Below are 26,870 nucleotides of genomic sequence, written 5' to 3'. Positions count from 1 at the left end.
TAATTACGTAAAATACTCCAACTTAGCGTGTGGAAAGAATTTTTCCATATAACTATAGAGGTGGTTTTTTATATCTTCCTCTTCGTCTTTTTGATAAATATATTTCCCTATACCATATTTTCCCCACTTATATCTTCGTCTTTCTTCATCTAACTCCAGCTTTGACATGGGATAATTTTTTTCGATAACCCGTTTGGCTGGTTTCGTAAAACGATGCTGGATGAATTCAAAGGTTAAATCTTTCTTCGCTTCATCAGGAAGCTCTGCATCTAGGCGTTCGAACATATGATAATACCCTTCTTCCCATCCCTCATGTAGGTATATAGGAGCCACAATAAATCCAAGCGGATACCCTGCTCTTGCGACTTTGCCCGCCGCTTCAATTCTTTTGGCTAAGGGTGAGGTGCCAGGCTCAAAGTTCTTTATTACATAATCAGCATTAACGCTAAATCGGAATCTTGTTTTTCCGTTATGTTTGGCGTCTAGCAAATGATCGACATGATGGAACTTTGTCACAAAGCGCAATTTACCATATTCAGATTCTCCAAAATGTTCAATCGCATGTTTTAAGGTATGCGTCAGATGGTCAATCCCAACAATATCTGATGTACACGAAGCTTCAAAACGCGTGATTTCAGGTGCGCGCTCTGCCATATATTGATCTGCTGCTTCTAAGATTTCTTCTACATTGACGTACGTTCGGATGTACGGCTTGCTTCCCATTGTCGTCTGCAAATAACAATAGTGGCAATGACCCATACAGCCTGTCGCGAAAGGGATTGCATATTCAGCTGATGGTTTAGATGTATCAAATTTTAGCGTTTTTCTAATACCTACGACAAGGGTAGATTTTGCAACCCGATACTTTTGGAAATCATTTTCACCGGGAAGATTTCTAATTTGGTTATGAGATGTAGTGTATCGAATTTCCACACCACTGTTTTCGAATTTCTTCAGCAACTGTTGGCCGAGCGGATAGTCAAGGGCTTTTGGTTCAAAATAGACAAGCCTTGGTGAGAATGGTTTATTCATTGTAATGGTCCTTCTGAAGATGTTCCATAATAATAATTAAAAGCCCTATTTGCTTCTTCTTCTGTTGTATAGACTGCCATTTCATTTGAAAGTGGATAATAATTTTCATATAAAAAGAGTGCGAGCTCATTTGGATTTTCAGGATGGTTTACAACTGCTGCACTTTGTAAATTGGCAACATCTTGCGTGTGAGGATTTCTATAAAATACATAGACGATATCACCTGGATTATAAGACTCACTGCTATTCATCTCGTTCATTTTCGTACGTCTCCTTTTTCTATTACTTAGTGATCCTATTCCTATTTTGCTTTACATAATAAAAATTATGTTACTTATTTAGATGAAATAGCAAAAGTTTGTTCAAGATGCGAATAGAAATAAATTATGTATACAAAAAAACGGCGCTAAAAGATGCTAGCTGCCGTCTATTCCAGTATTATTACCATTCAACCTTTCCTCCTGCAACACGTTTGACACCTCGGATGTTTGAAATATTTTCAACCAATTGCAGCATAGCGAGATTCTTTTGCTTGGCTTCAATCATTACATCAAAGTCACGGTTAAGCTCTTTTGCCATTTTTAAGAAGGGCAACACAAAATCCAACGAGACAAAGTCTGCATGTGAACGAAAAGCACCTTCTGATTTGGGAGATGATAAATGAACTTTCGGCACTACGTTTGTGTGATTCCATGTATCAAAAATGCGCGGTAAATATACCTCGAGTTCGATATCCCCTTGATTCGCCATATAATGATGATAATCAAGGATCATTGGAACGTTTTCTTTTTCACAGGCTATCAGTGTTTCTTCAACATTATAGGTTTTATCATCATTCTCAAGCGTCATATGTTTTTTAACCTTACTCGGCAACATTTTTAAATTTTCATGGAAACGTTTTAACGTAGCAGTCTTATCCCCATATGCTCCACCGATATGAATGTTGATCAACCCTTTTTCCAATACATCCATCGCTTCAAGCATGTTGAAATGGAATTCCATGTCCTTTACAGCATTTTGCGTTACTTCTTCACGTGGACTTGTAAAAAGGGTGAATTGGTTCGGATGAAAGCTTGGCCGCATGTTGTATTGCCTGATGAGTTCCCCCAGCTCTTGCCATTCATCTTTGAAGGGTGTTACAAAATCCCACATCACTTCTGGATGTGTAGCCAAAGGAACAAGTGAGCTTGAAAGACGATATAAACCAATTTCGTTTGCAATATTATAGTGAAGAATTCTTTTAGTGTGGTGTAAGTTTAAAGCAGTTACAGCTCTTAATTTGTCCATTCGCTCATACTCTGAAAGAGCTGAATAGCGAGCAAAGGTCATTGTCTTTGAAGGACTCGCATCCCATAAACCTAATGCATTTGCTACAAACCCAAAATTAATTTTCATGTCGTTATCCTCCATTACATGTCACTACATAATGAGTAATTCCCTAATTCCCCTATCTTTTACCTACCTCTTTAACATTTTTGACTTCTTTTGTTTTCGCTTAAACATTGTTATAATTCAGAAAATAGTTTTTAAGGAGAGATTAAGTTGAACCAACATCAACTCGTGATCACTCAGTATAAACCTGAGTATGCTGAACAGACTGTTGACATGTGGCGAAATAGCAAGGAACGAGCTATAGGTCAAAAAGAAATTCATAGCTTTGAAAATCACATTTACTTTTTAAATCATATTTTACCTGAACAGCACCAAATAGAATTAGCTTTAATTGATGACAAAGTAGTCGGAATGATTGCCTATAATGACAAGGAGGTAAGCCAGCTTTATATTCATAACGATTATCAAGGGTTAGGGATAGGCAGAACGTTACTTGATAGGGCTAAAGAACAATCAAGCGGTAGTTTAACTTTATTTACCTTTGATATTAATAAAAACGCACAACGGTTTTATGACAAGAATGGATTTAAAATAGTAGCAAGAGGCCACGAAAATGAGGAAAATTTGCCTGACATTCAATATAAATGGATTCAAAATAATAGTTTTTAAGAAGCTTGAGGTACTATTCAAGGGTTAAAAAAAGGTGTGAACATTTCTCACACCTTAATTCCCTAATACATATTCAATTATATTTAAAACAAGAAAGGAATCATTAATACAGCAATTGCACCCAAAGTCGTCACAGATATGACTTTAATTAGATCCTTTTTCAAAAAATCTCCCTTTCACTTTCGTATTTATGAACTTTGCTACAAATTTTGTTTCTGAGAATACTTCTAAAATCATTAAATTAAAGTTCTAATCGGTGAACCTAACAAATATGCCCGGATATCCTCCAAAGCTTCTCCATAATATTTTTCATAGTTTGATCGTGTCACATATCCAAGATGCGGTGTAGCAAGTACATTGGGTAAAGTTCTAAAAGGATGATTTTCACTTAACGGTTCTTCTTCATAGACGTCTAATCCCGCTCCAGCTAACACTTCGTTTTCAAGCGCTTCTATTAAATCACGTTGATTTATAATGGGTGCTCTTGATGTATTGATTAGAAAGGCTGAGGGTTTCATTTCCTTCAATTCATTTGAGGTGATTAAGTTTCTTGTCCGGTCACTTAAAACCAGATGAATCGATACATAGTCGCTTTGCCTCAAAAGTTCCGCCAATGAAGCCGCTTTTCTTACTCCCAGCGAATCTGTCTTTTCCTTTGTTAAGTTTTCACTCCATGCGACTACATCCATTCCAAAGGCTTGGGCTATCGTTGCCATCTTTGTACCGATTTTTCCAAGTCCAATTATCCCAAAGCACTTACCATAAAGATCTTCTCCAACCGACAATTGCCAAGATCCTTTCTGTCTAAAGTTATTATGTTCTTCTGTTATGTGGCGTGCTAAGTTCAGTATGAGCCCCCAAGCAAGTTCAGTCGGCGGTTCTGATCCGCTTGATGTGCCGCACACTGTTACTCCGCATTTCTTAGCTGCTGTTAGATCGATAGATGCATTCCGCATACCTGTCGTTACTAACAATTTTAGCTTTGGCAGTCTTCCGAACATGGCTGCATTAAATGGCGTTTTCTCCCGCATAATAATGACAATATCAAAGTCTTTAATTTTATCAACAATTTGATTCTCAGTATGAAAATGTTGGTGAAATGCAGTTACTTCAACCTGATCCTCTATGGAACTCCAATTTGCAAAATCAAGTGCCGTTTTTTGATAATCATCAAGGATAGCGCATTTTAATTTCATATGTACCTCCAGTAGTTTGAACTATTTCCTTTATTACTCATATTATAAGATATTGAACACCAATTTGGTGTATAAAAGGCAATTAATTTGATTTTCATATTTTAAGTCTTAGAAAGCGCTCACTAGTTTAAAACTAACAAGTCAGTGGTATATTTTTCAAATGAACCTCTAATACTAAAATATCTTTAAAGAACAGGCGGTTAGATAAATGAAGACAATGGATTGTATTATTATTGGCGGAGGGATTGCAGGCTTGCAAGCTGCCATCCAATTGGGAAGATATAAACACTCAATTATGGTCATTGACTCTAATCAAGGACGGTCCACTATATGTAAAGGCTATCAAAATATTTTGGGTTGGCCGGATGGTGTTAGCGGAGAGGAATTGCGTAAGCTAGGTAAAATCCATGCAGAGAAGTATGGTGTCGAATTCTTGAATGGTGTTGTAATATCTCTTCGAAAAGAAAAGGACCACTTTCTTATACAAACATCGTCAAATCAAACTTTTCAAGCGCGCACCGTTTTTCTTGCAACAGGATTAGTTGATCATCTTCCTAAGCTTGAAAACTTGCTTCCTTGCCTAGGAAAGTCTATTTATGTATGTCCTGACTGTGATGGCTATGAAGTATCTGACAAAAAAACGATCGTTTTAGGCAGCGGGAATACAGGCGCTTCTATGGCCGCAACCCTCACTTATTGGACTAATGATGTAACATTTATTAATCATACCAAAGAGCAACCTGACTCAGAAAAAGTCAAAGAGCTAGAAAGTTTAAATATCGAAATAATCAATGAAACATTAACGCGCATTCTTTTAGATGATAAAGGCAATTTTGCTGGTGTAGAGCTTGAGAATGGTAAAACTATTTCTGGCGAGAAAGGCTTTACAGGTTTTAGCGGCAATAAAATAAATGCAGAGTTGGCTGAACAAGTGGGTGTAAATCTTAATGACAGCAGCCATATAATAGTCAATCCTCGAACAAAAGAAACCTCGGTTGATGGCATTTGGGCAGGAGGAGATCTTACCGCCCATTCTGAACAAGTCACTATTTCTATGGGAGATGGTTCCCAAGCCGCTATTTGGATTCACAAACGATTATTGAAACAAAAAAGGGAAGCCTAAACGGCTCCCCTTTTATCGATTTGCCATGCCTTTAATCAACTTTACTATAATCAAGATGACTGCAATAATTAAAAGAATATGAATCAAGCCTGCGCCAATTTTAAATATAAGACCTAGCACCCAAAGTACAATCAGTATTCCTATAATGGTCCAAAGCAACTTCATTCCCTCCTTCCTACATACTTATTTACTAATATACCCATTAAATAAAATTGAATACGGTTGTGTTTTGGCACGTAAACCAAGAAAATGAATGAATTCTTATGCCCTGATCTTATGTATTAATAAAAGAACAAAAAACAAACGTGAAATTTTCTTCCACGTTTGTTTGAGTTATTATTTTACCAGAAAAATGCAGCTGAAAGAGCGATCCCTGTAATAGCACCTAATGCAATGCCATAGCCAAAGCCGCCTCCGCCCCAGCCCCAACCAAGTCCATAACCACCGCCGCCCTGAGGGCGAATCCATACCATATTGCGGTCTACTCGAGTAATATGACCTTCATGCACTCTGCCATCACGATCTGTAATCCGCACATGTCTTCCATGGTAACGACGACACATATTATAAGCTTCTGATGCGTTCATCCTATGCCTCCTCCCATTCATTTCTACATACGTGTATGCCTCCATATTATATGTCTCGCCCTTTTCTCCCTTTGGACAAAGGTCTAATTTCAAAAAATATTCAGCATACCTTAGGAGTCAACATATGATAGTTATAAAGCGTAACGCCATCTAAAGGAATGGCATTTGGTTAATTCCTTTAGATTTTATGATTTTGGCTAGGATGATAGAAAACATGTAAAGGAATGATTTGATTGGCAGTAATCGAAACACAAAAATGGCTTCATACTTTTAATGAAAGATGTAAGGAAACCTCTATAAAAGAAATAAATAATAACCATATTGATTTACTTTGCAAACCATTGGAGAATGTATTTGAAAAATTGCCCCCTCAAGCGATTCAGTATGAACTGCTTCAGTATGGGTTATTTGACCCGAAAGATTGGTACAGAATAGAATATGTGATGGAAGAATTAGAAAAACAAAAAGTATGGAAAAGGATTGAACACGAATTTTTGAAATTGAAAAAAAGATGGAAAGGCCCCGATATACCTATATATATTTTTCCTATTAAAAAAGGAAAGCGGCGTTCAGAAAAAGAACAATTTCGAAAAAACGGAGTGGCTTATAAAAATGCATTGTTTTTATTTGTATCGACAGAATTGCATAAAGAAGAATTAAAAGCAATGCTTGCCCATGAATACAACCATGTGTGTAGAATTAATCTAATAGATATTCCACCTAAAATAACACCATTAAAAGAATCGCTTGTCGTGGAAGGGCTTGGTGAATATGCGGTGAATGAGTTATATGGCGAGAAGTGGCTTGCCCCCTGGGTTAATCTGTATTCGCTAGATTCTTTGCAAAAAATATGGAAGGAGCATTTCATCAATTCTCTTAATCTGACAGGTATTGATGCCCATCAAAAATTCTTATATGGTCAAAAAAGAAGCCCATTTACTAAATGGATCGGTTATGCAATCGGTTATCATATTGTTCATTCTTATGTTGAAAAAAATGGCCCTTTTACTTCTAATGAACTCTATCAAAAATCAGCGGATACGCTTATCAAAGGTTCTGCTTTTATATTGGAGTAGCCTATTATTTAGAAGCAAGATAAACTATATACCCTATATGCCCATGCACTTTTTCTGTCATTTCATTATGTTCATCCCATACATCATAGAGCGACATTGGAATAGATTCAGATAGATCCATTTCATTAAGTTCACTTGAAATAAGAGAGGAATGTGTTTGGATTTCCTCAATAGTAGCAAATCCCGCTTCTTCTAGAATGGAACGCCATTCTTCTCCTGTATAAATATCATGAATTCCATAGAGCCTTTGAACTTCTTCTTTCATTGATTTAGGAATAGAAGCTTCTGCCGCCATTTCAATTAAAAGCAATTGACCCTTTTCTTTGAGCACGCGTGCGAGCTCCTTTATCGTCTCTTTTGCATGAGTAAAGCTAATAACAGACTCTGAAAGAATAAAGTTAAACGTTTGGCTTTCGATATCTAACTTTTCTGCGTTACCAATAATCACTTGAACAGGTAGATCTTCTTTAGCAAATCTTCTTTTCGCTTTTTCTACCATGAGAGGGTGATGGTCAATAGCTGTTACACTACATTTAAATTGTTTGGCTAAATATTGAGCTGTTTGGCCAGTACCACAACCAATATCTAAAATCAGGTCGTCCTGATTAATTGATACCTTTTCAAAAATAGACCTCGTCAAACTCGCCCCTCCAGGATGTGCACTCCCGATACCAAAGTATGCAAGCAAATCAATATACTCATTCATAGTTAGTTCTCCCCCATTTTAGTCATATAAATTATCGTATGCAGGAATGAAGAGGTAGAAGCCATACATTAACCTAGAATAAGTACCCGTATTTAAAAAGCTCTTCCCTCATATATGTAGGGAAGAGCTTTTTAGCGTTGAGTTAACTTAATTTATGGTCATGTGGTTTTTCTTGATTCACATTTAAGTTACACAGGATGTCGTCACCGTGTTGATGTCCATCATTTTCAAGTTGAATTGTCATATGGCCAATGCCCATATGTAGCAATTCGTGCTCTAAGTGTTGTAGGATTCCTTGGCTTTCTTGCACTGTTAGTGAACCATTCACAACTGCATGGCATGAAAGCGCATTTTCACCACTCGTGATGCTCCATATATGCAAATCATGAATGGCTAGAATCCCATCGGTTCCTTCTATAACTTGAATAATCTTTTCAATTTCCACATTGCTTGGCGTTCCTTCCATCAAGACATGAATAGAATCTTTAGTTACACGCCAACCACTGACTAAAATCAATATTGCTACAATAATACTTGCTAATGGATCTGCCCAATCCCAGCCAAATAGCATGATAAGAATTGCTGCCAACACTGCGCCGACTGAACCAAGCATATCACCAATAACATGCAAGAAGGCAGCTCGCATATTAAGGTTACCGTGCGTATCACCGCCACGCATTAGGATCCAAGCCACAAGAATATTGACAAGCAGACCAATAATAGCTATCAGTAGCATGCCATTTGAAGCAACTTCCGGTGGATAGGCGAAACGTTTGACTGCTTCTATACAGATAAAGATGGATATAACAATTAATGCTACACCATTAAATACAGCTGCCAAGATTTCAAAGCGTTTGTATCCAAATGTATTACGATAATTGGCTACTCTTTCACTAAAGCTAAAGGCAACTACGCCAACTCCGAGCGATATTGCATCACTTAGCATATGGCCGGCATCAGAAAGTAAAGCCAAACTATTGGTCAAATAACCGCCAATAACTTCTACAATCATATAAACTGTAATAATGAAAAAGGCTATCAGTAAAGTTTTCTTATTCGCACCATGGGTATGGTTATGCTGATGTCCATCATGTGAATGAGCCATAATACTCCCTCCTAATTGTGCGTCGCATGGTCAATCGTCTGCTGCAGTATCTGCATCACATGATCATCATCCTGTGAATAAATGATGGTCGTCCCTTCACGGCGAAATTTCACTAAACGTAGATTTTTTAAAAAACGTAACTGATGGGATACAGTAGATTGTTTTAGGTGCAGCTTTTCGCTCAATTCATTGACCGAGAATTCTTTTTGGCAAAGTAAATTTAAGATTCGTATCCTTGTTGGATCACTTATAGCTTTAAAAGTTTGCGCTACAAGGAATAGACTTTCTTCATCCAAATCTTCTGGTTCTTTTGATAGCGGTTCCTCTTTCAATGGAAAAGCCCCCCTCTTGTTATATATAATATGTGCATATACTCATATATACACATATTATATTGTTGTTAAACATGCAAGTCAAAGATATGTACGGAAAATCAACAAAATTTTCTTTCCGAATAGTAGTCCAGAATAACTATAACAAAAGAGAACCTTTAACAAAAGCTCTCTTTCATTCTTTATTTATCTTTCGCCTTCCAAACAACACTGTATAAAATAGTTTCTTCTACATCCTGAATACCTTGTGGCAGCTCCCCATTTTTACTGCTGGGCGAACTTAAATGATTTTCAGAAGTCCCGTACCAAGCAGCTAAATAAATGGGTTTGTTCTTCTTTAACGTAATACGCTCGTTTACTAGTGATTCAAAAGAATACCCTTTCATATTATTAGAGAAATTCGTAGTGGCAACTCCAGATGGCGTACCCATAATCAACTTTAAAGATGTTCTTTTATAATCTATATTATTATCAATGGCAAAGGAGAAAAGAGTATTTTTGTATTTACTTTCTACCATGTTTGACAGGGAAGTTAATTCCCCTTTAAATTTCCCTTTTTTATAATGCTCAATTTTGAATTCTAAATCATCCTTCTGCCCCAATTCACCATCAAACTGAAAGAATTCTATTTGGCTTACTCCAGCATACATCATTAGTGATTCTTCTTTATCACTTAATGAGTAGGGCTCTATTGAGATTTTTGTATGTCCATTCGTGCTTACTTTTTTTTCATTTGAACATCCGATTAATAATAAGAAACAACAAATGAATAAGAAAAACCATTTCTTCATATTTTCTCTCCTCGGAGTTATTTTCGTCTTTTAATTGTCTACATCGGTAAAGCACTCTTTTATGATCTTCAGCAATCTTTCCAATGAATCCTGGCCTTGTATTCTATAAACTTTGTCTTCATATAGTAATACACCATTCTCATAAATAGAGACGTAATTCGGTAGATGATTATGGCGGATGATAAACATGTATTCCGTACCTGAGGGTTCAGCTTTAACATTTCTTTTAATATTCAAACCTTCTAATACATTTAAGAGGCTTTTGAAATTTGTGTTGTTTTCATCAATACTCACTATAAGATCTTCAGTTTTTATCTTTTCATATTTTGTATCATCCATTATCGTTATTCGATCTTTATTTTTATACTGTTCAATATGTAATAGATCTTGCAGTAGATTTTTTGTTTTGTATTCATTATAAAAATAGATACATCCGCCTATCACTAAAAAAAAAGCAACAATGCGATAAATTATTTTCTTTTTCAATCCATTGCTCCTTTTTCTTATTAGGTATATGAAACTTTTGCCATCCATTTTTAAATGTATATTCCTCGTTTTTGCTATTGAAAAATCACCTATTTATAACTATTTAGCTCTCCCTTAATAATACAATAAATTACTCCTATATCTATATATAATTTTATAAATTCCAAATTATAGTATATAAATACTTTAAGACTTGTTAGACTAAATGAAGCAATTAATGTAGGCATGGTTTATTTTAATCTTTTAAATATAAAGTATATGGTGAGGGATTAAAGGAGAGAACATAATGGGGAGTATGATAAAGATAGCAATTTTCGGATATATACTATTGTTTTTTATAAGTGTAATTTACAGTCTAAAATTCCAATTCAGTCGAGAAAATCATAACGAGCAAGGCGAAAAAATATTGAACATATCTTACAGAATTGCATTTCCATTAGTTTTATTGGGCTGGTTTGTTATAGATTTAATCGATAGCTATGTTTTACCTTTTTCTTTAGAAAGCTATAAAACAGCTATATGGTTATTGGTAACTGGCACGTTTGTTGTTCATGCTGTATCGTTATTTATTTTAAAGAATATAAATACAGGCAAAAGGTGATTATGGAAAAATAAGAGTCACTCTTACAAAGAGTGACTCTTATTTTTTATTTAATCTATAAACTCAATAATCTCTAAGCATTTATTCATTATCCTCATCAGTTTGTAATGCTGTATCAGGCTGGCCCTCATCCGGTTTTTCACTGTCCATATGCTTATTAAATAACAATGGCGTTCGTTCTAATTGTTCAATAAAAGAGCGGCTCTTAAAACGCATACCTGTTTGTTCTTCATAAATGGTCGTCACAATTTTACGGATAAATTGCTTTGTCTCTTTTTTTAATGTCAGTTTACCAATTTGGTCGATCGGTACTGTATAGAACATGCGTATGAGTTTAACCTGTGTTGGCGTTAGTCGAATGAGATACGGATCTAGATGAAAACAGCGATGGCATAGAAATCCACCTTGAGAAAAGGAAAAAGCAAATTCCCCTTCCACTGCTCCACAGCTAGCACAAGCATGTAATACTGGCTGTACGCCTGTATAGGGAAGCATTTTCCACTCCACAAACATGGCAATCGATTCAGGATCGTAACCTTCCTCAATCGCATGGAGAGCTTGCACCATTATATCGAATGCATAAGGCTCTGGACGGTCTGATTCAATCAATCGGTCGATGATTTCAACTACATAGCTTGCATAAGCTGTAGCCGTGATATCTTCTTGTATATGACGCATGCTCTCAAGGGGTTCTCCTTGCTGCAAAGTCCCCATACCCCGACCTTGTTGAATCATGAAAATACCATGAACAAATGGTTGGCTAATGGCAGCTAAACGGCTTTGCGGCTTTTTTGCTCCCCTTGCCATAGCTGCTGTTTTGCCAACTTCCCTTGTCATAATAGTTACTACTTTATTTGTTTCTCCGTATGCTTTGGTTTTTAAGACAATCCCTTCCCATTTGTTCAGCAATTGTCCTCACTTCCTAGTCGTTTAGTATTCATCATCGCGATAACCATAATCTCGCAATTGCGATGCACGATCTCGCCAATCTTTTTGAACTTTGACCCATAGTTCTAAATATACTTTACTGCCAAGCAATGTTTCGATATCATGCCTTGCACGTGTACCGATTTCTTTTAATAGAGCTCCGCGCTTACCAATGATAATTCCCTTTTGCGAATCGCGTTCAATAATGATAGATGCGTTAATACGCACTAGGTCTTTATTTTCATCTTTTGCAATCTTTTCGATTTCAACAGCCACTGAGTGCGGTATTTCATCACGAGTAAGATGTAATACTTTTTCTCGAATTAACTCAGCAATGATAAAACGTTCAGGGTGATCAGTCACTTGATCTGCTGGATAATATTGCGGCCCAGCAGGCAAGTATTTCTTCAATGTTTCTAATAATTTATCCACATTATTGCCTTGCAGTGCAGAAATAGGTATAATTTCAGCAAAATCAAACTCAGCTTTGTATGCGTCAATTATTGATAACAATTCATCAGGATGTACGGCATCAATTTTATTAACGATTAAAAAAACAGGTGTTTTTGTCCCTTTTAACATTTCCATGACAAAACGGTCACCCGCACCCATCTTTTGTGTTGCATTGACCATAAACATAATGGCCTCTACTTCACGTAATGCGTTTTTTGAAACCTTTAACATAAATTCGCCTAGCTTATGCTTTGGCTTATGGATTCCAGGTGTATCGATGAAAATCATTTGGGTATCTTCAGTTGTATAGACACCTTGCACTTTATTACGTGTTGTTTGAGGCTTATCGCTCATGATTGCAATCTTTTGCCCGATAACTCGATTCAAAAATGTTGATTTCCCTACATTGGGTCTCCCTACTATAGTAACAAACCCTGATTTAAATTCTTTATTTTCCTGCATTCACTAAATCCTCCGGTGAAAAGGCGCCTGGTAACAACTCAGCAACAGTTGTTTCTAGTACATCGCCTTTCATATTAGTTAAGTATACTGGCATATCTTTTGGAAAGAATTCAGACATTACTTGTCTGCATGCTCCGCATGGTGCACAAGGTCCTTCTGTATCTGCAACCACTGCAATTGCCTTGAAGTTTCTTTCTCCCTCTGAAACTGCTTTGAAAATAGCAGTACGTTCAGCACAATTCGCCATAGAGTACCCAGAATTTTCAATATTACAGCCTTGATAGACTTTGCCATCTTCTGTTAATAGGGCTGCTCCCACTTTAAATTTTGAATAGGGAACGTAAGCCTTTTCTCTTCCTTCTTTCGCAAGGTCCATTAATTGTTGTTTCTCCATTTTATACACCTCAAATTCATAGATTCATCCACTTTGGCAAAAAGATGAGTATTCCGATTATAACACTCGCACAGGCAAAAACAAATACAGCACCCGCCGCAATATCTTTTGCAGCGCGAGCTAGCGGGTGAATATCAGGCGAAGCAAGATCTACTATATTCTCAATCGCCGTATTAATCATTTCTAAGCTAAGCATCAAGGCAATCAACAGGATAACGACAATCCATTCCATCTGAGATAAGCCAGTAACAATACTTAAAAAAATGGCAAGCAATGCTGCAAATATATCAAAACGAAAATTCTGTTCGCGCCATGCTTGCTTAACCCCCGCTGCTGCAAATGTAAACGAACGGAAAAATTTACGAATGTCCATTCTCGTCGCGAGTCAAACCGAATGAATTTAAAATCTCATCTTGTTTACCGAACATTACGCGCTCATCTTCAGGATCCATATGATCATAACCAAGCAAGTGCAAGAAACCATGAACAGCAAGGAAGCCTAGTTCACGTTCAAAAGAATGTCCATACTCCTCTGCTTGTTCATTTGTCCGGTCGGTTGAAATAATGATATCTCCTAACACGCGAGGCATGCCTTCCGCAATAATTGGTGTTTCGCCCTCGCCTATTTCTTCTAATGCAAATGAAATAACATCTGTCGGTGCATCCTTTTGACGATAGGTGCGATTAATTTCATGGATCGATTCATTAGTAACAAATGTTACTGATAATTCAGCTTCATCCTCAATCTCTAAAATCTTTGCAGCGTGCTGCAATAGTTTTTCAACCAATTCAATATCTTTTTCTTTCACTTTTTCTGTTTCATCTAAAAAGTCGATGTTCAAGCTCATATGTTATCTCCTCATCTTATTCTGACTTCGGGTATTCAATTCTCGAGTGGAAGATCCCCTTTAATGTTTCACAAAATACATATTCAATTCGTTGCAACTCACGAAGGGAAATATCACATTCATCAAACTGGCCGTCTTGTAATTTGTCTTGGATAATGCTGTGGATAAGCTGTTGAATAGCCTCTGCAGTTGGATTTTTCATCGAACGCACTGCTGCCTCTACACTATCTGCTACGCTTATTATAGCAATTTCTTTCGTTTGTGGCTTCGGTCCTGCATAACGATAGTCCGCTTCATTCACATCAGGGTTTTCTTTCTTCTCCTTATAATAGAAGAACTTCACTAAGCTTGTCCCATGATGTTGTCTTGCAATGTCGACAATTTCTTTTGGCATTTTATGCTTTTCTAATATTTTAACACCATCTTCTACATGGGCGATAATAATATCTTTACTTGTTACTGCAGGCAAGTTATCATGCGGATTACTGCCCATCTGGTTTTCAACAAAAAAGCCTGGCCTTCTTGTTTTACCAATGTCATGATAATAGCATCCGACACGTGCTAAAAGGCCATTCGCCCCCACTTCTTCACAGGCAGCATCAGCTAAATTTGCAACCATTACACTGTGATGATATGTGCCTGGTGTTTCTACTAAAATTTTCTTGAGCAATGGATGGTTTGGATTGGAAAGCTCCACTAGCCTATAAGTTGACAGCATACCAAAAGCTGATTCGACGAATGGCAATAAACCAAGCATTAAAGCGCCAGATACGATTGCTGAAACAATGGCGGCACTTAGATAAAACAACAGTTCTTTCGGTCCATAATTCGACTGCGATAAAAGCAGATAAAATGCGATAAATGCAATATTCACACATGCGACTCCCAAGCTTGTTGTCATTACGCTTGACCTTTTTCTTACATTACGCATAAAGTAAATACTCGCCAAACCGCTAAAAATAATGTAAAGCGAAACTTCCATTTGCAGTACAGAAGAATAGCCTTTTTGAAATATAATTCCTGCCACAGCTGCCGACATAATTGTTGCTAATATAGCAATACGCTCATTAATTAGGATACGGAACATCATAGGCAAAATAGTAGCCGGGAATAAAAAGCCTACGATTACATCAAACTCGCTAGAAATTAGGTTTAACAGTTTCATTACGATGATAGACGCCAAATAAATAATCATTGTAATCATAGCATGGCGGGTTTTAGTTTCCTTATCATCTCTCTCATGATATAAAGCAATATAAAAGAAAGCCATTTGCAATAGAACGAATAATGCTAATCCTAGAATTGGTTTTGGAGATTTTTGATTAATCAGCATGCCTGTAATTTCTAATTGATGATAGACTTCACGGTCAATTAATTGGCCTTCCTGTACAATAATCTGCCCTTGTAGTATGCGCGTTGGATCAACATTTGCCTTCGCTTGTTCAATACGCTCTTTGGTCAACCTTCCGTCTCTTTTATCATTCGCAACTATCGACGACCTTGCGAGTGTAATGGCGATCGTACGAACAGCATCAGGTATTGAAAAGCTTCCTCTAACCGATCGCTCCACGCTTCCCTTCGCATCAGTCAGTTGTTCTTCCCTAATCGGTTCTGCCATTTGCTTGCTAACAATTGAAACTAAGGCATCTTGCGTATTCTTTAAACCATCTTCATCCTGTGCAAGCAATGTGACAATTTCTTGTTCAGTCAACCTTACACTTGGCCCACTTTGATCAATTTTATCTAGTTTTGCTCTTAATTTATTTATTTGATCCTCTTTTTTAGATTTTTTTGTTACTTTTTCAACCTTTTGCTTTGCTTCTATTATGTAATCAAAGGTAGTTTTCAACAGTGTTACTTGATTCTTCCCTATTTCTGTTGAAAAGGTATAGACAGGGTTTACTTCAGCTGCAATTCTTTCTCGATCTGCTTCTGTCTTTTCGGTATCCTCTACCGTTTTGGCAGATCGTATTGTTTCAGGTGATAGCTGAAATAACTTTAGATCATAATGCTCTCCCTTTATATCATTAACTGTCAAAGCAAATTGAAGAATGCCAGCTACTATTAATAGAATCGCTAAAAGTATAGGAAAACGTATATATCTGTTTAATGTCCGAATAAAATTACTCATTAAAGCGCCTCCCATCTAATATTACTATACCAATTAGGCAAATATTTTCCAGCTTTATTTTGGAGATAAAGGATAATATATTAAAAAAATTAAATAAATTTCCATTTAAATTAAATAGAGTTTCTTCCATCTTAATGAGCTCTCTTATTGGTTGTGCGTTGCTTTTTACAATCACTCCAATATTCATTATAAAATAAAAAAGAATGATGGATTCAACATTCTTGATATTTCTTGTTTTATGCTCTTTCAATTCCCGTTTTCATATCACTAACATTAGTGCTTACATTATGCTAAACCAGTTACTGAAATTCAAAAATCCCTATTTTTAATTTTTAATCACATTATCTTTTCCTGGTGGACATTTTTATGATTCTTGCTTTTTTATATCAATTGAAATACATGACAATGATAATTACATATAAACACTCTCCTATTTGCCTTCAGATAGAATTTTAGCGCTCTTTAAATTGACTAATTACCCTTTAGGCACATTTGTGTCAAAAAAGTCATAAGATATAAAAATAAGAAAAGCATCGAGGTGTATGATGAGTTACAACTCTTTACAATATATTGCAATAGGTGATTCCCTTACTGCTGGAATCGGCATCCCTTTCCTCAATTCAGGATTCCCAGAGTTTTATAGAAAACTGAGTGAGCATACATTGGAAAAGCGTATTTATCTTCACAAATTCGGAAAGTCTGGCGCAACAACAGGAGATATATTAAATATGCTGGATTCCCCAACTGTTAGAAGAGCTATTAAGTGCGCTAACATAATCACGATCACAGCAGGTGGAAATGATTTAATTAATGCAGCTAAAAATCTTCTACGGCATAATGACAAAAAAAGTGTGATTCATGCGATGCAACAATCTCAAGAGAACTATTCTAAAATCATTAAAAAGATTCAGATAATAGATAAAGAAAATCCATCTATCCTGAGATTAATGAACTTATATAACCCGTTTCCTCATATACCAGTGGCGGATGAAGCAATTAAAACATTTAACATCGCCATTTCAAGATTCGCAAAACAAAAGAATATCAAAGTCGCAGATGTCTATCATGTCTTTAGCGGTAAGGAAAAGGCGCTCTTATCAAAAGATGGAGTTCATCCTAACCAAGAGGGCTATCATCAAATGGCTTTAACTTTTTCTAAGCTTGGCTATGCACCTTTAGAGTATTGAATTCCAGAAAAAAAGAGTAGCGAGAGATTCGCTACTCTTTCTTATTTTTGTTGTTCATATGCTTGGATAATCTTTGCAACGAGTGGATGTCTCACTACATCAGCTTGCTCTAGAAACTTAATTTCAAGATCTTTTACATAGCGCAATGTTTTTTCAGCGCTGATGAGACCGGATTTTGCCCCTTTAGGTAAATCAATTTGTGTCTCGTCTCCTGTAATAACCATTTTGGAACCAAAACCCAGACGGGTAAGAAACATCTTCATCTGTGCTTCTGTTGTATTTTGTGCTTCGTCTAAGATAACAAACGCATCATCCAGCGTTCTTCCTCGCATATAGGCAAGTGGAGCAATTTCAATTGTGCCACGTTCAATCATACGAGCAGTTTGCTCAGCTCCTAGAACATCATGCAATGCATCATAGAGCGGTCTTAAATAAGGATCTACTTTTTCTTTCAAATCACCTGGCAAGAAGCCTAAACTTTCACCGGCCTCAACTGCTGGTCTTGTTAGGATAATACGTTTTACATGCCCATTTTTTAAAGCTTGTGTTGCCATAACGACAGCTAAATATGTTTTACCTGTACCAGCAGGCCCTATACAAAAAACTAAATCCTTATGGCGAATCGCTTGGATATATTCTCGCTGGCCGATGGTTTTAGCACGGATAATCTTTCCTTTTGTATTGCGGCCAATCGCCTCATCATATAGCTCAGAAAAGTACTCCATTGTACCACTTTTGGACATTTCAAGAGCTGAGACTACATCACGTTGATTGATATTTATACCTTTACGGATCACTTTCAGCAATTGTTCAACTAACTCGCTTGCTTGTTGTTTATTTTCTTCATCACCGACAATGACAATACTGTCACCACGGGTGATCATTTGGATTTGGAAAGCTTCTTCGATTAATTTCAAATTGGCATCCGATATGCCAAGTAGCATGACTGCCTCATTCGGATCTTGCATTTTGAGTTGGATCGGTTGTTGTTCTGTCATTCTCAATCTCCTTGGTTATCGCACTTTTTACCGCAATATTCTCATTTATTAAAAATAAAACTTTCCCTTTTACTGTATCATTATCAATGGTAACATTCAAAAGTTTTTCTTTTTTGATGACTGTTTTCGGCGGCAAGTCCCGTAGATATTTTTGATGTAGCAAGGGAACAATCATATCTTCTACCGCATTCTTATCAAGTGTTACTTTTTTGTCAATCTGTTCTTGCTCAATAGACACTTCACCTATTGAAGATAGCCATTTTGGTAATTTTACGACCTTCCATTCATTTGGGCTCTTCTTTTCATTTGCCCATCTAAAATGATACGTTTTTTCACCCATTGTTCCATATGTGATTTTCTTGGGCATAGTAAATGTTGACTCAATCCAATAATCCGCATACACTTCTCCATCTGCACCATAATAAATTGCTTTTTCACCTTGTTTTAAAATACCAGTTACTAAAAGGTCTCCTTTTTTTACTGCATCATTTTCATCGACTACACGCTCTCCCCTTTGTAGATTAAAGTGTGTAATTACGCCACTTTTATTAGCATATAATTCACCTTTCATTGAATTCTTTTCTTCTTCTTGATCTACAGCTGGAGCATTTAATGGCTCAAAACTCATTTTGCTGCCTTTCCGATGGATATGAACCCATGAAAGGTCGCGATGTTTTGATAGAATATATTGCCGAATCACTGAATCGTCTGGTTTGTCTTTTTTCATAATGGGGCCGTCTAAGTTTAATTCATGCAATGTTTCAGTTAACTCATCTTCTTGCTCAGGTGTCGCATTGTCGATGGACACCTGCCAAATCCATTGTGAAAAGAAAAATGGTATGAAGAGCAAAATCAAAATGCCGGCAAATACAGTCCATTCTTTCCTTAAAATTTGATTATCATCTAAAGACTCAATGTAAAATGTAACACCGTATTGGTAACGTAATCTTCGAATCGTTTTTAGATGCTTCCGAATGGTTTCAAATCGGACTTCTTCTTCAGAAAGACGTAAATTTCTAAGTATAATTTTATTTTTAGTTAAAGCATTTAAGAAAGCTTCTACTTTCTTTGTGCGTTTTATGCAAATTTCTATCATACGATAATCTCTGCTTTTTTTCATTATCCCTAATCCTCAATTCTGGTAAGCTCAATTTTTTTTACATTGCTCATATCAAGCGCCAATAATTCATCTCGGAGAAGATTGACATGAAATGAATCAGCTTCTATCTTTATCTTAAAATTTTCATGAATGAATACCATTTGATGATCATGAATAGCTTCTAGCAATATATCCCCTCTGATTCGAATTCCCTGGAAGTTTTCGATTTCGATCAGCGGCACTATTTGCAATAGCCTTTTCGACATAAAAAACCTCCTCTCTTTTTAGCATATGCTAGAAGAGAGGAGGTCATGTGTTATCTTTTAGATTTTGGTGGGCCTAAAATTTCAGCCATGATGATGGCATTTGCCATTTCATTTGTACTTTGAGGAAATTTGAAACCGGTTGATTTCTTATCAACTGTTTTCTTTATTTCTGCAGGTACAGTTGTGGTATGTCTATGCTTTTCAAAAATAGGATTTTGCGTTCTTCCTACCGATTGCCTTTCAATCAATTCCTGAGCTTTTGGCAATGCCTTTTCAACCGTCTCTGCCCCACGCTTTTGCATAGTCCTGGGCATCTTGCCTTCAAGCTCGCCAATCGCTTTACGTGTATATTCTTCTGCTTTTTGAAGCGTCCGATTCGGTATAGACTGATCAACACGCTTTATTTTTCGATTGATTGGAGGCGTTGTTTTTGAAGCTTCTTCATCTTTATTTTTGAAAAGGTAACCCACCAGTGATGTAATAATCAAGAATATTAGTGCTTCCATTCAAAACGCTTCCTTTCAAAGGCCTAGCTTTCAGTAGATGAACCACCGTCATGTTGTTGATTCATTTTGCCAATTGAATCACGCATCCCTGTATCAGCTTGGATGTTTTTATAATTCATGTAGTCCATAATACCGATGTTACCGGTTCTAAGCGCCTCTGCCATTGCCATCGGCACTTCTGCTTCAGCTTCTACTACTTTAGCTTTCATTTCTTGTACTTTCGCAATCATTTCTTGTTCGGATGCAACAGCCATAGCACGACGTTCTTCCGCTTTCGCTTGTGCAATATTCTTATCCGCTTGGGCTTGCTCGATTTGAAGTTCTGCCCCAATATTTTTGCCTACATCTACGTCCGCGATATCAATAGATAAGATTTCAAACGCAGTACCTGAATCTAAGCCTTTTGATAATACCGTTTGAGAAATGGAGTCAGGGTTTTCTAAAACTTCTGTATGACTTGTTGAACTACCGATAGTACTTACAATCCCTTCGCCAACTCGAGCTACAATTGTTTCTTCACCCGCACCACCGACTAGACGTTCAATATTTGCTCGTACTGTAATACGAGCTTTTGCCTTTACTTCAATCCCATTCATTGCAACCCCTGCAATAAATGGCGTTTCAATAACTTTTGGATTTACAGACATTTGAACAGCTTCTAAAACATCACGGCCCGCTAGGTCAATTGCTGCACAACGCTCAAAGGTAAGCGAGATATTCGCTCGATGTGCTGCGATTAATGCATTTACAACACGATCTACATTACCACCTGCTAAATAGTGGCTTTCCAATTGATTGATGGTAACAGGAAGTCCTGCTTTGTGGGCTTTAATGAGCGGGTTGACAATACGAGAAGGAATAACCCGGCGTAGCCTCATACCAATTAATGTGAAAATGCTTACCTTAACACCAGCTGCAAGGGCTGAAATCCATAGAGCCACTGGTACAAAAGTAAATAAAATAATTAAAGCCAAAAAGACAACAACAATGCCGATAATTGTAAAGATAAAACTACCTGTAATGGCCATTCTAATCCTCCTATACGTTTTCAGACTCCCGTACAACAATACGGACGCCTTCTACTTTAATAATGATTACATTTCTATGCGCTTCAATGTAGCCGCCTTCCGTTACCACGTCGATTCTTTCATCCCCCAACATGGCAGTGCCAGAGGGACGGAGCGGCGTAGCGGTAACGGCCACTTTTCCAAGTAAATCAGTGCGATTCAGATTAGATACATAACCATGTTCTGTATCAGTTGAATCTTTTAACACCATTTTGTTCAACAAATTTAGTTTTTTGCCGAAAAATTTCATCATAATCACCATTCCTACGACTGCTATAATAAGAGCAATCAAGACTGCATAAGCCATATGCGTTGTATTTGCGCCTGAACTTATCAAGCTGACAATGATTGCCGCAAAACCAATAATGCCGACTATGCCGCCTGGCAGTAAAAATTCCAATAAAACAAGCCCAACACCAATTAGAAGCATTATAATACCAAGCCAAGATGCAAAGCCTGCAATAAAATGAACGACATAGAATATCAACAATGCAAGGATGCTGAGTATTCCTCCAAAACCAAAATGCGGTGAAAACAGCTGCAATACAAGGCCGAAACTGGCGAGCGACAGCAATACTGTTACCGTTATGGGATGGGTCATAAAAAGTTGCCAGCCTGGTAAAGAAGCAGCAGAGGCTTGGGCTGCAAAGCTAGTTTCCGCAATAAATGCGGCAGATAGCGTACAAATAAATATAATGATGATCTTTTTCATTAGTTATGTATGTGATCCCTCCTCTTCGCACAAGCTTATACTCTAACTTACGTTTGAAAGTGCTAGAAGTTTCATTTTATTTTCATTTAAAATTGGTCGATATGTAGCATAATTTAAGCTTGTGTATTATATTACGCAGTTATTTAAGAAATATTTATAACATGTCTTATTTGTCTAATATTTTAAGAGTTTGTAGATTAAAAACTGAAAATATCACATCTGGCCAAAGGAATATCTAGTTCCTTTGAGTAATTTTATTGCTTTCTTTCAAAAAAATAAGCTGAGAAATCTAGTAAGACTTCTCAGCTTAGTTCATTTGCGAGTTTATAAATCATGATAGTGCGTGTTTAGAACGTAGGGATTGTCTAGGAATTTAAATTACCACTTACGTTTACGTGCAGCTTCTGATTTCTTTTTGCGTTTTACGCTAGGTTTTTCATAGAATTCGCGTTTTCTTACCTCTTGAATTGTACCACTTTTAGAAACAGTACGTTTGAAGCGGCGAAGAGCATCTTCAAGCGATTCGTTTTTTCTAACGACAGTTTTTGACATCTCTCTTTCCCTCCCTCCGAACACACGTCAAAACACAATAATAAAATCATACGTCATATCATTGTGTACTAAAAAAGTATAACTTATTAATAGGTTTTGGTCAATACTATTGCTTCAATTAATAGTCAGTTTTTGCACGGTTGCCCTTCATGATTTGGACGCCAGAGCTTGCACCGATTCTTGTAGCTCCTGCTTCTATCATTGCTTCTAAATCTTCTAGGCTTCGCACGCCGCCAGATGCTTTTACACCTGTATGTTCTCCAACTGTTTTACGCATTAATGCAACATCCTCAACCGTCGCACCTCCTGTTGAAAAACCAGTAGAAGTTTTTACGAAGTCAGCACCAGCTGCGATTGAAAGTTCACATGCTTTGATTTTTTCTTCTGTAGATAGTAGGCAAGTTTCAATAATAACTTTCACTAACACACCGTCTGCTGCATCAACAACAGCTTTTATATCTTTTTCTACTACATCATATTGTTCGCTCTTTAAAGCGCCTATATTAATGACCATATCAATTTCGTCAGCGCCATTAGCGATGGCATCTTTTGTTTCAAATGCTTTCGTTGCTGATGTTGAAGCCCCTAGAGGAAATCCAATTACTGTACACACCTTAGAGTCAGCACCCTTTAATTCTTCGGCTGCTAGACTAACCCAAGAAGGATTGATGCAAACAGATGCAAAGTTATATTCTCTTGCCTCTGCACAGATCTTTTTGATTTGTTCCTCTGTTGCTTCGGGTTTTAATAATGTGTGGTCGATATATGATGCATAATTTTTAGCCATTTGGAAATTCTCCTTTAAATAAAGTTGTACGTACCTCTAAAGTCTACCATGACTTAATATAGTTTATCCATAAAAAAGAAGAACTAAAACCACTTACCCAAAGTAGAATAAAAAAATCCATATGCTCGGCATATGGATTTTAATATTATTATTTTTGTTGTTCTGTCCAAGCTTGAACATCTGCAATAGATGGGTTTGCGATATAGTGACCGCCTTCAACTTGCAATACTTGTCCTGTCATGAATTTTGACTCATCTGATGCAAGGAATACGACAGTATAGCCAATATCATTTGGTTCACCATGATAAGGTAAAGCATTATATTTAGAGAAAATATCTAACATACCTTGTGGCATATTGTTCTTAGCAGCAGGAGTTAAAATTAATCCCGGTGCCACTGCATTACAACGGATGTTATCTTTGCCGTATTGAGTAGCAATGTATTTTGTTAATTGAGCTACAGCTGCTTTTGATGCACCATATGCTGAACGTACCGCATCAGATGCAAAGGCAGCCATAGATGTTGTATTAATAATTGAACCGCCGCCCGCTTTTTGCATATATGGAATAGCAAATCGAGAACCAAGCAATACAGATTTTAAGTTAACGTTCATCAAACGATCCCATTCATCTAAATCCATATTCACAACATCTAAATCTTTACGTAGATTAGTTAGGCCTACGTTGTTAAATAAAGTAGTGATGGTACCATAAGTGTTGACTGTGAATTCTACTGCTTCTTTAATAGAATCTGCGTTTCCAGCATCTAAAAAGATTGCTGTTGCTTCAAAACCTTGTTGTTGCAATGCTTCAGCTTCTTTTTTGGCACCTTCTATATTAAAATCACCAATAACTACTTTTGCTCCTTCTTTTGCAAGCAATTGAGCTGATGATAAACCAATACCTGATGCACCGCCTGTCACTAATGCTACTTTACCTTCTACACGTCCCATTTAAAAAACCTCCCAAATTAAAATGAAACCTATTCATCAGTGGGACCTTTATCCTCGCTGATCATTAGTTTCAATCGACATTCCAAAGCTAATAATCCATAGTTAACTACTCTTTATGAAAGGTAGTGTGTGCCATTATAGGGTTGGTAATGTGATATAGACTTAATTATTTCTACTAATATATTTTAACACTTAAATATTAGATTTCAAATTAATTTGTTCGGTAATAGATAATTATTTTTTTCGTTTTGAGTAAACTTCAACACCTTTAGCAATATCGACTGTTAACTTATCAAGTTTATCGCTGTCTAACAGTCTTTTTTCGTCATTAGGGTTAGTTAAAAAACCTAATTCAACTAACACCACTGGTACTTTTGACCAATTAAAACCGGCTTGATCACCACGATAGCTTATGCCATTTTGGTAAATATCCGTCCTGTGAGAGACTTGTTTTAAAATATCCTCTGCTGCCCTCTTGCTATCTTTATAGAAAGAAGCTGTATGTTCATTCTTTGCCGGCGCAATCACAGAAAAGCCAGAAGCATTTGGATTTTCAGCTCCATCAGCATGAATTCTAATATACAAAAATGATTTATTCTTGTTCGCTTGTTTGGTTCGTTCTACATTGGATAAATCCACATCATTCGCATGCCTTGTCAAAATCGTTTTAAATCCCTTTTTCTTTAGTTGTGCAGATAACTTTTTTGCAGCCTCTAATGTAACAGCGTACTCTGGTCTTTTTGTTGTAATACCAATAGATCCTACTGTTGCTTTATATTTGGTTTGTAAAGAATGTGGAGCATCTGGCTCTTGTCCAACATTCGCTTTCAATTGATGTCCGGGGTCAATCGTAATGACCAATTGTTTTTTCTTTCTCTGGTGTGGAGCTTTTGTCTTTTTCTTTTCCTGTGATTTCATATGATTTTGGGGGTTTTCTTTAGCCGCATTTTTTTGGTGAGTTTGTTGGGTGTTTACTAAACCTTCGTTGGTTTTATAATTTACAAGTAATGTAATGCCAGAAATAATAAATGCCAAGATGATTAAGGATAGTGCTAATTTTTTCATTCAATCGCCTCAATTCTTGTGTTACTCCTAACTATAACAAAAAGCCTAGCATTCGTCTCGCTAGGCTTTCTGTTATTGTCTTTATACTTCTACCGTATCCATTACACGCACAAATTGTGCATAAGAATGCGGGTAGTAGGCTTTTTCAATTTTAACTTTCACTAACTTACCAATCATATCCTCACTACCTTCGAAAACTACTTTCATGTAGTTTGCTGTATAGCCAGTAAGAAGCCCAGTATCTTCGCCTTCTTGAACCACTTCTTCCGGGATGACTTCAAGGACTTGGTCTTCAAATCTAGAGGCGTATTCTTTTGCCAACTGATCATTTAATGTCAGTAAGCGGTGAACACGTTCATTTTTGATTTCTTCATCAATCTGATCTTCCATACGTGCAGCAGGTGTTCCTGTCCGTTTTGAGTAAGGGAAGATATGCAATTCTGCAAATTGATGTTTAGCAATGAAATTGTATGTTTCCATAAATTCCTCTTCTGTCTCGCCTGGGAATCCAACAATAACATCTGATGTAATAGCCAAGTCAGGTAAAACTTCACGCAAGCGATCAAGGCGCTCACCGAAGAATTCCATTGTATATTTGCGGCGCATGCGTTTTAATACAGTGTCTGATCCTGATTGGATTGGGATGTGAAGATGGTTGACGACAATTTTAGAATCTCTTAACACTTCGATTACTTCGTCAGACAACTGGCTAGCTTCAATTGAGCTAATTCGCAAACGTTTTAACCCTTTCACATTCGCTTCAAGATCACGAAGCAACTGCGCTAAATTGTAATCTTTAAGGTCCTGACCATAACCTCCTGTATGAATTCCTGTTAAGACAATTTCTAAATAGCCTGCATCCACTAATTGTTGCGCTTGACGAACAACTTCTTGCGGATCACGAGAACGCATCAGCCCACGAGCCCAAGGTATAATACAAAATGTACAGAAGTTGTTACATCCTTCTTGAATTTTTAAAGACGCTCGCGTACGATCTGTAAAGTAAGGCACGTCCAACTCTTCATAAACACGGTTTTTCATAATGTTTTTTACAGCATTGATAGGTTGACGCTCTTTTTTGTATTGTTCGATATAAGAAAGCAAATTCATACGATCCTGTGTACCTACGACAATATCTACTCCTGGAATAGCCATAATTTCAGCAGGAGATGTTTGAGCATAACAACCAGTTACACAGATGACTGCGTCTGGGTTTTGACGAATCGCCCGGCGAATTACTTGGCGACTTTTTTTATCGCCTGTATTCGTTACAGTACATGTATTGATTACATATACGTCCGATTGATGATCAAAATCTTTTCGTTCATAGCCTTCATCTTTAAACAGTTGCCAAATAGCTTCTGTTTCATAGTGATTCACTTTACAACCAAGTGTGTGAAAAGCCACTGATGACAAGGCTGCTCACCT

Annotated in this window: 33 protein-coding genes; 5 read left to right on the top strand and 28 right to left on the bottom strand. The window is 36.9% G+C overall.

The annotated features are described in order from the left end of the window. Nucleotides 1-3: 3 nt before the first annotated feature. The 3 genes from splB to uvsE form a co-directional block, all read right to left on the bottom strand. Nucleotides 4-1,032, bottom strand: coding sequence for a spore photoproduct lyase (gene splB, locus F0527_RS05610; RefSeq protein WP_150284059.1), 1,029 nt, complete (start codon nucleotides 1,030-1,032; stop codon nucleotides 4-6). Then, on the bottom strand, nucleotides 1,029-1,292 hold the full coding sequence (locus F0527_RS05605; protein ID WP_147193788.1) for a transcriptional regulator SplA domain-containing protein: 264 nt from the start codon (nucleotides 1,290-1,292) through the stop codon (nucleotides 1,029-1,031). Before F0527_RS05605 ends, splB begins: the two co-directional genes overlap by 4 nt. Before the next feature lie 181 nt (nucleotides 1,293-1,473). Continuing rightward, on the bottom strand, nucleotides 1,474-2,427 hold the full coding sequence (uvsE, locus tag F0527_RS05600) for a UV DNA damage repair endonuclease UvsE (RefSeq protein ID WP_150284058.1): 954 nt from the start codon (nucleotides 2,425-2,427) through the stop codon (nucleotides 1,474-1,476). A 147-nt stretch (nucleotides 2,428-2,574) separates the two neighbouring features. Between uvsE and F0527_RS05595 the strand changes: the two genes are divergently transcribed. Further along, a complete protein-coding gene (locus F0527_RS05595) occupies nucleotides 2,575-3,033 on the top strand; it encodes a GNAT family N-acetyltransferase (protein WP_150284057.1) in 459 nt (152 codons plus the stop codon). A gap of 236 nt (nucleotides 3,034-3,269) precedes the next feature. Here F0527_RS05595 and F0527_RS05590 read toward each other — a convergent pair whose 3' ends face one another. After that, nucleotides 3,270-4,229 carry a D-2-hydroxyacid dehydrogenase family protein gene (locus F0527_RS05590; protein ID WP_150284056.1) on the bottom strand — a complete coding sequence of 320 codons (960 nt, stop codon included), beginning with the start codon at nucleotides 4,227-4,229 and terminating at the stop codon, nucleotides 3,270-3,272. A 208-nt stretch (nucleotides 4,230-4,437) separates the two neighbouring features. Between F0527_RS05590 and F0527_RS05585 the strand changes: the two genes are divergently transcribed. Then, complete coding sequence (locus F0527_RS05585; RefSeq protein WP_190323383.1) at nucleotides 4,438-5,352, top strand: NAD(P)/FAD-dependent oxidoreductase; 915 nt, start codon at nucleotides 4,438-4,440, stop codon at nucleotides 5,350-5,352. A 12-nt stretch (nucleotides 5,353-5,364) separates the two neighbouring features. Here the strand turns inward: F0527_RS05585 and F0527_RS05580 are convergent, their stop codons facing one another. Together F0527_RS05580 and F0527_RS05575 are read right to left on the bottom strand one after the other, a co-directional pair. Next, nucleotides 5,365-5,511, bottom strand: coding sequence for a lmo0937 family membrane protein (locus F0527_RS05580; RefSeq protein ID WP_147193796.1), 147 nt, complete (start codon nucleotides 5,509-5,511; stop codon nucleotides 5,365-5,367). A 182-nt stretch (nucleotides 5,512-5,693) separates the two neighbouring features. After that, nucleotides 5,694-5,939 carry a hypothetical protein gene (locus tag F0527_RS05575; protein WP_150284055.1) on the bottom strand — a complete coding sequence of 82 codons (246 nt, stop codon included), beginning with the start codon at nucleotides 5,937-5,939 and terminating at the stop codon, nucleotides 5,694-5,696. A 233-nt stretch (nucleotides 5,940-6,172) separates the two neighbouring features. Here F0527_RS05575 and F0527_RS05570 point away from each other — a divergent pair, with 233 nt between their 5' ends. Next, on the top strand, nucleotides 6,173-7,015 hold the full coding sequence (locus F0527_RS05570) for a DUF2268 domain-containing putative Zn-dependent protease (protein WP_150284054.1): 843 nt from the start codon (nucleotides 6,173-6,175) through the stop codon (nucleotides 7,013-7,015). Between the two features lie 4 nt (nucleotides 7,016-7,019). On the opposite strand, the gene F0527_RS05565 is transcribed toward F0527_RS05570, so the two are convergent. The 5 genes from F0527_RS05565 to F0527_RS05545 all read right to left on the bottom strand — a co-directional run bounded on the left by F0527_RS05565 (nucleotide 7,020) and on the right by F0527_RS05545 (nucleotide 10,435). Continuing rightward, nucleotides 7,020-7,721: a class I SAM-dependent methyltransferase gene (locus tag F0527_RS05565; RefSeq protein ID WP_150284053.1), complete on the bottom strand. Its 702-nt coding sequence runs from the start codon at nucleotides 7,719-7,721 to the stop codon at nucleotides 7,020-7,022. Nucleotides 7,722-7,863: 142 nt separating this feature from the next. Beyond that, on the bottom strand, nucleotides 7,864-8,826 hold the full coding sequence (locus F0527_RS05560; protein WP_150284052.1) for a cation diffusion facilitator family transporter: 963 nt from the start codon (nucleotides 8,824-8,826) through the stop codon (nucleotides 7,864-7,866). Between the two features lie 11 nt (nucleotides 8,827-8,837). Further along, nucleotides 8,838-9,158 (bottom strand): ArsR/SmtB family transcription factor, encoded by a 321-nt coding sequence (locus tag F0527_RS05555; protein ID WP_066786355.1) that lies wholly within the window; start codon nucleotides 9,156-9,158, stop codon nucleotides 8,838-8,840. A 182-nt stretch (nucleotides 9,159-9,340) separates the two neighbouring features. Continuing rightward, entirely contained in the window at nucleotides 9,341-9,949 is a 609-nt protein-coding gene (locus F0527_RS05550) for a hypothetical protein (RefSeq protein WP_150284051.1), read from the bottom strand. 30 nt (nucleotides 9,950-9,979) lie between these two features. Next, nucleotides 9,980-10,435 carry a hypothetical protein gene (locus tag F0527_RS05545; protein ID WP_150284050.1) on the bottom strand — a complete coding sequence of 152 codons (456 nt, stop codon included), beginning with the start codon at nucleotides 10,433-10,435 and terminating at the stop codon, nucleotides 9,980-9,982. A gap of 286 nt (nucleotides 10,436-10,721) precedes the next feature. On the opposite strand from F0527_RS05545, the gene F0527_RS05540 reads away from it, so the two are divergent. Then, on the top strand, nucleotides 10,722-11,036 hold the full coding sequence (locus F0527_RS05540) for a hypothetical protein (RefSeq protein ID WP_150284049.1): 315 nt from the start codon (nucleotides 10,722-10,724) through the stop codon (nucleotides 11,034-11,036). An 81-nt stretch (nucleotides 11,037-11,117) separates the two neighbouring features. Here the strand turns inward: F0527_RS05540 and recO are convergent, their stop codons facing one another. The 6 genes from recO to F0527_RS05510 are packed head-to-tail and all read right to left on the bottom strand — an operon-like array spanning nucleotide 11,118 to nucleotide 16,251. Beyond that, nucleotides 11,118-11,945 carry a DNA repair protein RecO gene (gene recO / locus F0527_RS05535; RefSeq protein WP_150284048.1) on the bottom strand — a complete coding sequence of 276 codons (828 nt, stop codon included), beginning with the start codon at nucleotides 11,943-11,945 and terminating at the stop codon, nucleotides 11,118-11,120. Between the two features lie 21 nt (nucleotides 11,946-11,966). Beyond that, nucleotides 11,967-12,878, bottom strand: a complete 912-nt coding sequence (era, locus tag F0527_RS05530) for a GTPase Era (protein ID WP_066786343.1) — start codon at nucleotides 12,876-12,878, stop codon at nucleotides 11,967-11,969. Further along, nucleotides 12,865-13,272, bottom strand: coding sequence for a cytidine deaminase (locus tag F0527_RS05525; protein WP_150284047.1), 408 nt, complete (start codon nucleotides 13,270-13,272; stop codon nucleotides 12,865-12,867). Before F0527_RS05525 ends, era begins: the two co-directional genes overlap by 14 nt. Before the next feature lie 16 nt (nucleotides 13,273-13,288). Beyond that, the gene (locus F0527_RS05520; protein ID WP_150284046.1) at nucleotides 13,289-13,645 is read right to left on the bottom strand and encodes a diacylglycerol kinase family protein; all 357 of its coding nucleotides are present in this window, start codon (nucleotides 13,643-13,645) and stop codon (nucleotides 13,289-13,291) included. After that, nucleotides 13,632-14,120 carry an rRNA maturation RNase YbeY gene (gene ybeY / locus F0527_RS05515; RefSeq protein ID WP_150284045.1) on the bottom strand — a complete coding sequence of 163 codons (489 nt, stop codon included), beginning with the start codon at nucleotides 14,118-14,120 and terminating at the stop codon, nucleotides 13,632-13,634. Before ybeY ends, F0527_RS05520 begins: the two co-directional genes overlap by 14 nt. Nucleotides 14,121-14,136: 16 nt before the next feature. Further along, entirely contained in the window at nucleotides 14,137-16,251 is a 2,115-nt protein-coding gene (locus F0527_RS05510) for an HD family phosphohydrolase (RefSeq protein WP_150284044.1), read from the bottom strand. Nucleotides 16,252-16,796: 545 nt separating this feature from the next. Here F0527_RS05510 and F0527_RS05505 point away from each other — a divergent pair. Beyond that, nucleotides 16,797-17,438 (top strand): GDSL-type esterase/lipase family protein, encoded by a 642-nt coding sequence (locus F0527_RS05505; protein WP_190323382.1) that lies wholly within the window; start codon nucleotides 16,797-16,799, stop codon nucleotides 17,436-17,438. A 41-nt stretch (nucleotides 17,439-17,479) separates the two neighbouring features. Here F0527_RS05505 and F0527_RS05500 read toward each other — a convergent pair whose 3' ends face one another. The 11 genes from F0527_RS05500 to mtaB form a co-directional block, all read right to left on the bottom strand. After that, nucleotides 17,480-18,436, bottom strand: a complete 957-nt coding sequence (locus F0527_RS05500; RefSeq protein ID WP_066786326.1) for a PhoH family protein — start codon at nucleotides 18,434-18,436, stop codon at nucleotides 17,480-17,482. Beyond that, entirely contained in the window at nucleotides 18,390-19,556 is a 1,167-nt protein-coding gene (locus F0527_RS05495) for a sporulation protein YqfD (protein ID WP_150284042.1), read from the bottom strand. Before F0527_RS05495 ends, F0527_RS05500 begins: the two co-directional genes overlap by 47 nt. 5 nt (nucleotides 19,557-19,561) lie before the next feature. Beyond that, a complete protein-coding gene (locus F0527_RS05490) occupies nucleotides 19,562-19,801 on the bottom strand; it encodes a hypothetical protein (protein ID WP_066786320.1) in 240 nt (79 codons plus the stop codon). 50 nt (nucleotides 19,802-19,851) lie between these two features. Next, nucleotides 19,852-20,307, bottom strand: a complete 456-nt coding sequence (locus tag F0527_RS05485; protein ID WP_150284041.1) for a hypothetical protein — start codon at nucleotides 20,305-20,307, stop codon at nucleotides 19,852-19,854. Nucleotides 20,308-20,330: 23 nt separating this feature from the next. Next, nucleotides 20,331-21,335: a flotillin-like protein FloA gene (gene floA, locus F0527_RS05480; RefSeq protein WP_147193827.1), complete on the bottom strand. Its 1,005-nt coding sequence runs from the start codon at nucleotides 21,333-21,335 to the stop codon at nucleotides 20,331-20,333. A 10-nt stretch (nucleotides 21,336-21,345) separates the two neighbouring features. Further along, nucleotides 21,346-22,086 (bottom strand): NfeD family protein, encoded by a 741-nt coding sequence (locus tag F0527_RS05475; RefSeq protein WP_150284040.1) that lies wholly within the window; start codon nucleotides 22,084-22,086, stop codon nucleotides 21,346-21,348. Nucleotides 22,087-22,464: 378 nt separating this feature from the next. Beyond that, nucleotides 22,465-22,638 carry a 30S ribosomal protein S21 gene (rpsU, locus tag F0527_RS05470; protein WP_004227078.1) on the bottom strand — a complete coding sequence of 58 codons (174 nt, stop codon included), beginning with the start codon at nucleotides 22,636-22,638 and terminating at the stop codon, nucleotides 22,465-22,467. A gap of 118 nt (nucleotides 22,639-22,756) precedes the next feature. After that, nucleotides 22,757-23,425 (bottom strand): deoxyribose-phosphate aldolase, encoded by a 669-nt coding sequence (deoC, locus tag F0527_RS05465; RefSeq protein ID WP_147193830.1) that lies wholly within the window; start codon nucleotides 23,423-23,425, stop codon nucleotides 22,757-22,759. A gap of 148 nt (nucleotides 23,426-23,573) precedes the next feature. Beyond that, nucleotides 23,574-24,377, bottom strand: a complete 804-nt coding sequence (locus F0527_RS05460) for an SDR family NAD(P)-dependent oxidoreductase (protein ID WP_150284039.1) — start codon at nucleotides 24,375-24,377, stop codon at nucleotides 23,574-23,576. Between the two features lie 234 nt (nucleotides 24,378-24,611). Next, complete coding sequence (locus F0527_RS05455) at nucleotides 24,612-25,442, bottom strand: N-acetylmuramoyl-L-alanine amidase family protein (protein ID WP_150284038.1); 831 nt, start codon at nucleotides 25,440-25,442, stop codon at nucleotides 24,612-24,614. 81 nt (nucleotides 25,443-25,523) lie between these two features. Then, complete coding sequence (gene mtaB / locus F0527_RS05450) at nucleotides 25,524-26,858, bottom strand: tRNA (N(6)-L-threonylcarbamoyladenosine(37)-C(2))-methylthiotransferase MtaB (protein ID WP_150284037.1); 1,335 nt, start codon at nucleotides 26,856-26,858, stop codon at nucleotides 25,524-25,526. Nucleotides 26,859-26,870 lie beyond the last annotated feature (12 nt).

This window comes from Rummeliibacillus sp. TYF-LIM-RU47, assembly GCF_008638315.1.
Taxonomy (GTDB): Bacteria; Bacillota; Bacilli; order Bacillales_A; family Planococcaceae; genus Rummeliibacillus; species Rummeliibacillus stabekisii.
This window is presented reverse-complemented; position numbering and strand designations above follow the sequence as displayed.